The sequence below is a fragment of the Corynebacterium pilosum DSM 20521 = CIP 103422 genome (assembly GCF_000373805.1).
GTDB classification, from domain to species: domain Bacteria; phylum Actinomycetota; class Actinomycetes; order Mycobacteriales; family Mycobacteriaceae; genus Corynebacterium; species Corynebacterium pilosum.
This window is the reverse complement of the sequence record NZ_KB892453.1, coordinates 23239-29238: the sequence shown is the minus strand read 5'-3', so window position 1 is coordinate 29238 and position 6000 is coordinate 23239. Positions and strand designations below refer to the sequence as shown.

The 6000-nt window shown below is 59.8% G+C and carries 6 protein-coding genes, 1 tRNA gene and 1 pseudogene; 4 read left to right on the top strand and 4 right to left on the bottom strand.

All coding sequences use genetic code 11. The annotated features are described in order from the left end of the window. The 3 genes and pseudogenes from B097_RS13705 to B097_RS0106735 all read right to left on the bottom strand — a co-directional run. Window positions 1-222, bottom strand: a pseudogene (locus tag B097_RS13705) (IS256 family transposase); the annotation flags it as partial. Between the two features lie 512 nt (window positions 223-734). Next, a tRNA-Pro gene (locus tag B097_RS0106740) sits at window positions 735-811 on the bottom strand. A gap of 63 nt (window positions 812-874) precedes the next feature. Continuing rightward, the gene (locus B097_RS0106735) at window positions 875-1786 is read right to left on the bottom strand and encodes a metallophosphoesterase (RefSeq protein ID WP_018581776.1); all 912 of its coding nucleotides are present in this window, start codon (window positions 1784-1786) and stop codon (window positions 875-877) included. 44 nt (window positions 1787-1830) lie between these two features. Between B097_RS0106735 and B097_RS0106730 the strand changes: the two genes are divergently transcribed. Next, on the top strand, window positions 1831-2283 hold the full coding sequence (locus B097_RS0106730; RefSeq protein ID WP_018581775.1) for a GatB/YqeY domain-containing protein: 453 nt from the start codon (window positions 1831-1833) through the stop codon (window positions 2281-2283). An 18-nt stretch (window positions 2284-2301) separates the two neighbouring features. Here the strand turns inward: B097_RS0106730 and B097_RS12635 are convergent, their stop codons facing one another. Next, window positions 2302-4725: a penicillin-binding protein gene (locus B097_RS12635; protein WP_081618019.1), complete on the bottom strand. Its 2424-nt coding sequence runs from the start codon at window positions 4723-4725 to the stop codon at window positions 2302-2304. 283 nt (window positions 4726-5008) lie between these two features. Here B097_RS12635 and B097_RS0106720 point away from each other — a divergent pair, with 283 nt between their 5' ends. From B097_RS0106720 to B097_RS0106710, 3 genes are read left to right on the top strand one after another with little or no spacing between them, the layout of a single operon-like run. Then, entirely contained in the window at window positions 5009-5314 is a 306-nt protein-coding gene (locus B097_RS0106720) for a WhiB family transcriptional regulator (RefSeq protein ID WP_026254364.1), read from the top strand. 18 nt (window positions 5315-5332) lie between these two features. Next, window positions 5333-5500 (top strand): Sp36 family protein, encoded by a 168-nt coding sequence (sp36, locus tag B097_RS13485; protein WP_018581772.1) that lies wholly within the window; start codon window positions 5333-5335, stop codon window positions 5498-5500. Continuing rightward, window positions 5501-5962 (top strand): RidA family protein, encoded by a 462-nt coding sequence (locus B097_RS0106710; protein ID WP_018581771.1) that lies wholly within the window; start codon window positions 5501-5503, stop codon window positions 5960-5962. Window positions 5963-6000: the final 38 nt, after the last annotated feature.

Sequence of the window (6000 nt, the reverse complement as noted above, 5' to 3'; positions counted from 1 at the left end):
GTTCCGGTCGCCGTGCTGGTAGCCGAGGTGGGCATCCATCTCGGCGTTGAGGCCCCGGTTGATCGAGGCCTGGAGCAGGCCCCGGACGAGATCGTTGGCATCCGTGGTGGAGGTGCCGAGCTCGTCGATCAGCTTCGCCATCTCAGGATTGGCGAGGAGCTTTTCCTCGATCGCTTTGATCTTTGCGGAGTCCTCTGGGTTTCGTCGTGCCACGGTAGTCATTCTGGTTCATCTCCTTGGTGTGAGGGGAATCCCTCACACACAAACCATCTGACACCCTCGCGAGCATCAGCGACTCCTCTATATAACATCGTCATGGCGGTCATGTCGGTTAGCAGTAATGTTTCCACGGAGTCCCGGGTTTTCTAAGACAGGGATGATTACTTCGTGAACCTCGTTAGTCTGTTGCCACGGGCATACTGGAACCTTTGGTGTTGAATACGACGATTCTGACCATCTTGAAGCGGTTTTCTCTGGCTAGGTTTTGAGCCGTTGCCAATCATGCCCAGAGCATCCTCAGTCTCTAGAGCGCGTTTCCTGGGTTTTAAAGACGTTCCAGCGCAGAGAGCAGCAACGGTGGGAGATATGAGTTCCAAATAGGGGTAAGTAAAGAATGCGAGTCCAGAAAGGTGCGAAGTCAGGGCTGCACCTGCAAACTGTCCCGTCTACTCAGGCGAAACAAAACCTGGGACGTTTCACAACCGATGCCGTCCCGTATGTCTCGACTGATCACATGGTCGGGATAACAGGATTTGAACCTGCGACCCCTTCGTCCCGAACGAAGTGCGCTACCAAACTGCGCCATATCCCGATGCGCGGAAACTACCTTCCGTGCATCGAGAAACTATACTCCCCGCACCGCGAGGAGCAAAAATCACTGCCTTTCGACGATCCTCAAAAGCGCTGCAGATGGTGGGCAGAAGATGCGCACCGGGGCATACTTCGAAGTACCCAGCCCGTTGGTCACGTGCAGCGACATCGAACCATAGTCATGCAGGCCAGAGGCTTGTTTCTTGTCAATATCGGCATTGGCCACCAGTGCGATACCGCCAGGCAGGCAGATTTGGCCGCCGTGGGTGTGGCCGGCCACCGCCAAGTCATAGCCGTCGGCTTCGAAAGAGTCGAGGACTCGTCGATAAGGGGCATGCAGCACACCGATGGAAAGATCAGCATCCGCATTCGGGGCGCCCGCCACCTGCGAATAATCGTCGAGATCGTGGTGCGGGTCATCCACCCCGGCCATCGCCAGGCGCACGCCAGAGGCCACAAATTCCAGACGCTTGTGGGTGGCGTCCTGCCAGCCACGCTCGATGAACGCCGCCCGCATGCCCTCCCACGGCAGGTTCACGTAGCTGGGGACGCGCTTGGCGCCGGTCAAGTACTGCAGCGGGTTGACCATCCGCGGTGCCCAATAGTCGTTGGTGCCAAACACGAACACACCAGGGCGGTTCAGCAGCGGTCCCAAGGCACGCAGCACGTCAGGGACCGCGCGCTCGTCGGAAAGATTGTCCCCGGTATTGACCACCAGATCCGGTTCGAGCGAATCCAGCGCGGATACCCACGCCACCTTCTCGTCCTGCCCGCGGATCATGTGCAAATCAGAAACGTGCAGGATGCGGAATTCCTCGCGCCCGCGCAACGTCCCTGGAGCAAGCAGCGGGAGCTCGTAGGTCTTGAGGCGGAAATTGTTTAACTCGCGCACGCCGTAGGCAGCCAAGCCAGCACCGGCAACAGCGCCAGTGCCGGCCACGATACCTAGGCCACGCAGAAATTTGTTGAGCTTCACTCTGGACACCTTACCGGCAAGCGCTGTGGCGTAGTCTTGGCTGCATGAGTGACTTGAAAAATAAGATCCGTGAAGACATGAAGACCGCCATGAAGGCGAAGGACAAGGACCGTTTGGGTGCGATCCGCATGCTGCTGGCCGCCATCCAGACCGAGGAGACCTCCGGCACGAAGCACGAGCTTTCCGACGACGACGTGCTCAAGGTCATCGCTCGTGAAATCAAGAAGCGCCGCGAGTCTGCGGACATCTACAAGGAGAACGGCCGCGACGATCTCGCCGAGGCCGAGCTTGCAGAGGTAGCAGTGTTGGAGGATTACCAGCCGGAGCAGCTTTCCGACGACGAACTGAACTCGCTTGTCGACGATGCCATCGCCGAGACAGGCGCAACCTCCATGAAGGAGATGGGCCAGGTCATGAAGGTGGCCACAGAAAAAGCCGCTGGCCGGGCTGACGGCAAGCGGCTGTCTTCTGCGGTGAAGGCCCGCCTGAATAGCTAGCCTTCGTGCCCCTCGGGGTTACAAATTATTAAAGAAGTTTTCTACGTCCCTGATGGCCTGTTCGGCCTCGGGTGGAAGCTCGAAGGCTGGGGCGGGTTCGGGGGCTGGGGCCGGCTGGTTGTCATCGCCATTAGGGGCGGCTCGCCCCGCATCGTTACCAGGGTTCGAGTTTCGGAGGCGTGGGGCTGAACCGTCAGACAAGTACATGGTGACGGTGGAGCCTTGAACCAGCTGCGGGCTATTGGCGTTGACGTAGACCACATAGTTTCGGGGGATCCCGTTGCCCGCCGTGGTGGCGGTTTCGACGACGAAGCCCTGTTCTTCAAGGCGGGCGCGCGCGTCTGCTTCTGACATCCCTGCTACCTCGTTAAGGACAGCGGCGGACTGGCCTTGGTTGAACTGCGCATCATGCGCCGGCAGCCCGCCACTTGGGGCGCCCGGGATGTTATTTGCGGCGTTGAACCAGATCTCTGCTGGTTCGCGCCCGCCGTAGAGCGATCCACCCTGGCACTGCCGCACTGGAGAGGTACACAGGGATGTCGTCGTGGTGCCGTCGTTGAAGATATAAGGGGCGGCTGCGATCTCGCTGTTGAATCCTAGGAATGCGGACGACTGGTTCGATTCCGTGGTACCGGTCTTCGCGGCCACCGGAGAGTTCCATCCGTAGACGTCGGCGGCGCGTTCTGCTGTGCCGCTGATTGCGTCTTCGGACATCGCTTGGGCGAGGGCGTCAGCAACACCTGGGTCAAGGACCGTCTCACAATCTGGGCGGTCAAGGAAGACCTCATTGCCGTCACGGTCAGTCACCTGTGCGATCGGGTTCGGTTCGCACCAGCGCCCGTGGGACGCCAAGGTGGCGCCGACATTGGATAGTTCCACCGCGTTGACCGCTGTAGGGCCCAGAGTGAAGGAGCCGAGGTTGGCTTCCTTGAAGTAGTCGGCGATCGAAGTGTCCCCGTAGGTGCCCGGCTCCGTGTAGGAGCGCAGACCGAGCTTGACGGCCATGTCCACGGTAGGTGCCACGCCGACTTGGTCAATCAGCTCAATGAATGTGGTGTTGGGGGACTGCGCCAACGCATCCTTCAGGCTCAACTGCGCCGGATAGGTACCAGCGTTTTCTACACAGTAGGCGTTCGGTGGGCAGCCGGCGGCGCCGCCGGTACCCATGCCATACACCTCAGTGCGGGTGGGCACGGGCAGCATGGTGTCTAGGCCCATTCCCTGCTCGATGGCGACAGCAGCGGTGAAGATCTTGAACACCGAACCTGCGCCGTTGCCGACCAAGGTGGACGGCTGGGGGAGGTAGGTCTGGCCCGCGTCGACATCCAGGCCATAATCGCGCGATGACACCATTGCTGTGATGTCTCGGGAGTTCTCGCCGGGTTTCAACACGTTCAGGACACCTGCCACACCGGGGGTGGAGGGATTGACAGCGTTGTTCACGGCATTCTGTGCGGCCTGCTGCGTGGCTGGGTCCAGCGTCAGGCGCACGGTGTAGGCGCCATTTTTCAGGTCATCCTCGCTCATGCCCTTAGATTGCAGGTACTCCACGGCATAATCGCAGAGGAAACCGGCCCCGCCTGCAGTGAGGCAGCCGTTCGGCAGCGTTGCCGGGGACTCAAGTACGCCGAGCGGTTCCTGCGCGGCAGCGTCGGCTTCTTCCTGGGTGATATAGCCGACGTCCGCCATGGCTTGCAGCACGGTGTTGCGGCGCGCGGTCGCGCCATCTGGGTTGGTGTAGGGGTTCAAAGCTTCCGACGATTGAACCATGCCCGCCAACAGCGCAGACTGTGGAAGATTGAGCTCTGCCGCGGAAATCCCGAAGTAGGTGCGCGCCGCGGCCTCAATGCCATAAGCATGATTGCCGAATGGCACTACGTTCAAGTACCTGCCCAGGATCTCGTCTTTGGAGAGGTTCTCATCCAGGTCCGAGGCCATGCGCATTTCGCGCAGCTTGCGGGGGATGGACTGCTCGGTGGCGGCAACTTGCTCGTCGGTGGAGTCAGCGTCAACGTGCAAGAGGTAGTTCTTCACGTACTGCTGGTTGATCGTCGATGCGCCCTGTTCCACACCGCCGGCGGCTAGGTTGGTCACCAGTGCGCGAGCGGTGCCTTGGATATCCACGCCGTCATGTTCGTAGAAGCGGCGGTCCTCAATGGCGACCAGCGCGTCTTTGACCGATTGGGAGATCTGGTCCTCAGGAACCTCATAACGGCGCTGATTGTAAATCCAGGCGATCGGCTCACCGTTGACGTCGGTGATCGTCGTTACGCCCGGTGCGGTGCCGTCGGTGAGGTCCGCCAGATTCGATTGCATGGTCGCGTTGGTGCGTGCGACCGCGACGCCGCCGATACCCGCGAAAGGGGCTAGGCTCAGCGCGATTAAAAGCGCGGACGCCAGCATGGCGCCAATCAGTGTTCCCAGGGATTTCATTGAACTCACGGCTTATACCCTACGGTGTTGACCCTTCGCATGGGAATGGAACCATCCCCCCACTAGTGTGACGTGTTCGACAAAGCGATACCACGGTGAATAGACTTACAAGTATAGCCAATGTGTCTGGTGAGGTCACACCTTTTAGGCGTGAAACTTTCAAGAGTTTCTTGGAGTGGCCTGGCCAGAGCGCGTGAGCGCACAAAAAGACCTCCCGAAAGGAGATCCCATGACCGCCACCCTGCCCCGAGGAATCACCACTAGCATCGATAATCGCGTCGAGCCGACGCCGATGAAGAGTAATTCATCCGGGCAGATGGTCTTCGACCGTGGGGAATGGGTCACACATGCGAAGTGCCGAAGCGGGGACCCGGATGCGTTCTTCGTTCGCGGTGCGGAACAGCGTAAAGCTGCAGTAATCTGCCGGCACTGCCCTGTGCAGCTTGAGTGCCGGGCTGATGCGCTAGATAATAAGGTTGAGTTCGGCGTGTGGGGAGGGCTGACGGAACGTCAGCGTCGAGCCCTGTTGCGGAAGAACCCGCATATCACCGACTGGGCTGCATATTTATCGTCGGGCGGTCCCCTCGAAGGGATCTAAACCGCTACAGTGGTCCTCATGAAGAAATGGGAATACTCCACTGTGCCACTGTTGACCCACGCGACGAAGCAGATCCTCGATTCTTGGGGTGAGGACGGCTGGGAGCTAGTGACCGTCATGCCTGGCCCCAACCCAGAAAATGTTGTTGCTTACCTCAAGCGTGAAATCGCTGAAGGTGAGGACTAAATGAGCAACTGGACTGCGCGACTCGAAGAACTAGGCATTGAACTGCCAACCGTGGCAGCTCCGGTTGCCGCCTATGTGCCTGCCACCCAGGTAGGCAACCAGGTGTGGACGTCCGGCCAGCTGCCTTTCGTTAATGGTGAGCTTCCAGCGACCGGGAAGGTTGGCGCGGAGGTTGACCAAGACACCGCCTATGATTTGGCACGCACCGCGGTTCTCAACGCGATTGCCGCGGTCGATGACCTGGTCGGGGTGGACAAGATCTCCCGCGTGTTGAAGATCGTCGGCTTTGTGTCTTCTGACGTTGACTTTCATGCGCAGCCGGCCGTGATCAACGGTGCCAGCGAGGCACTGGTGGAGATCTTCGGCGACAAGGGCGCGCACGCCCGCTCCGCCGTGGGTGTGGCTGTGCTTCCGCTGAACTCGCCCGTTGAGGTGGAGTTGATCGTCGAAATCGACGAATAGAGTTCGATTAACGTGGCAGGCACTGTAGGCTGGGAGCC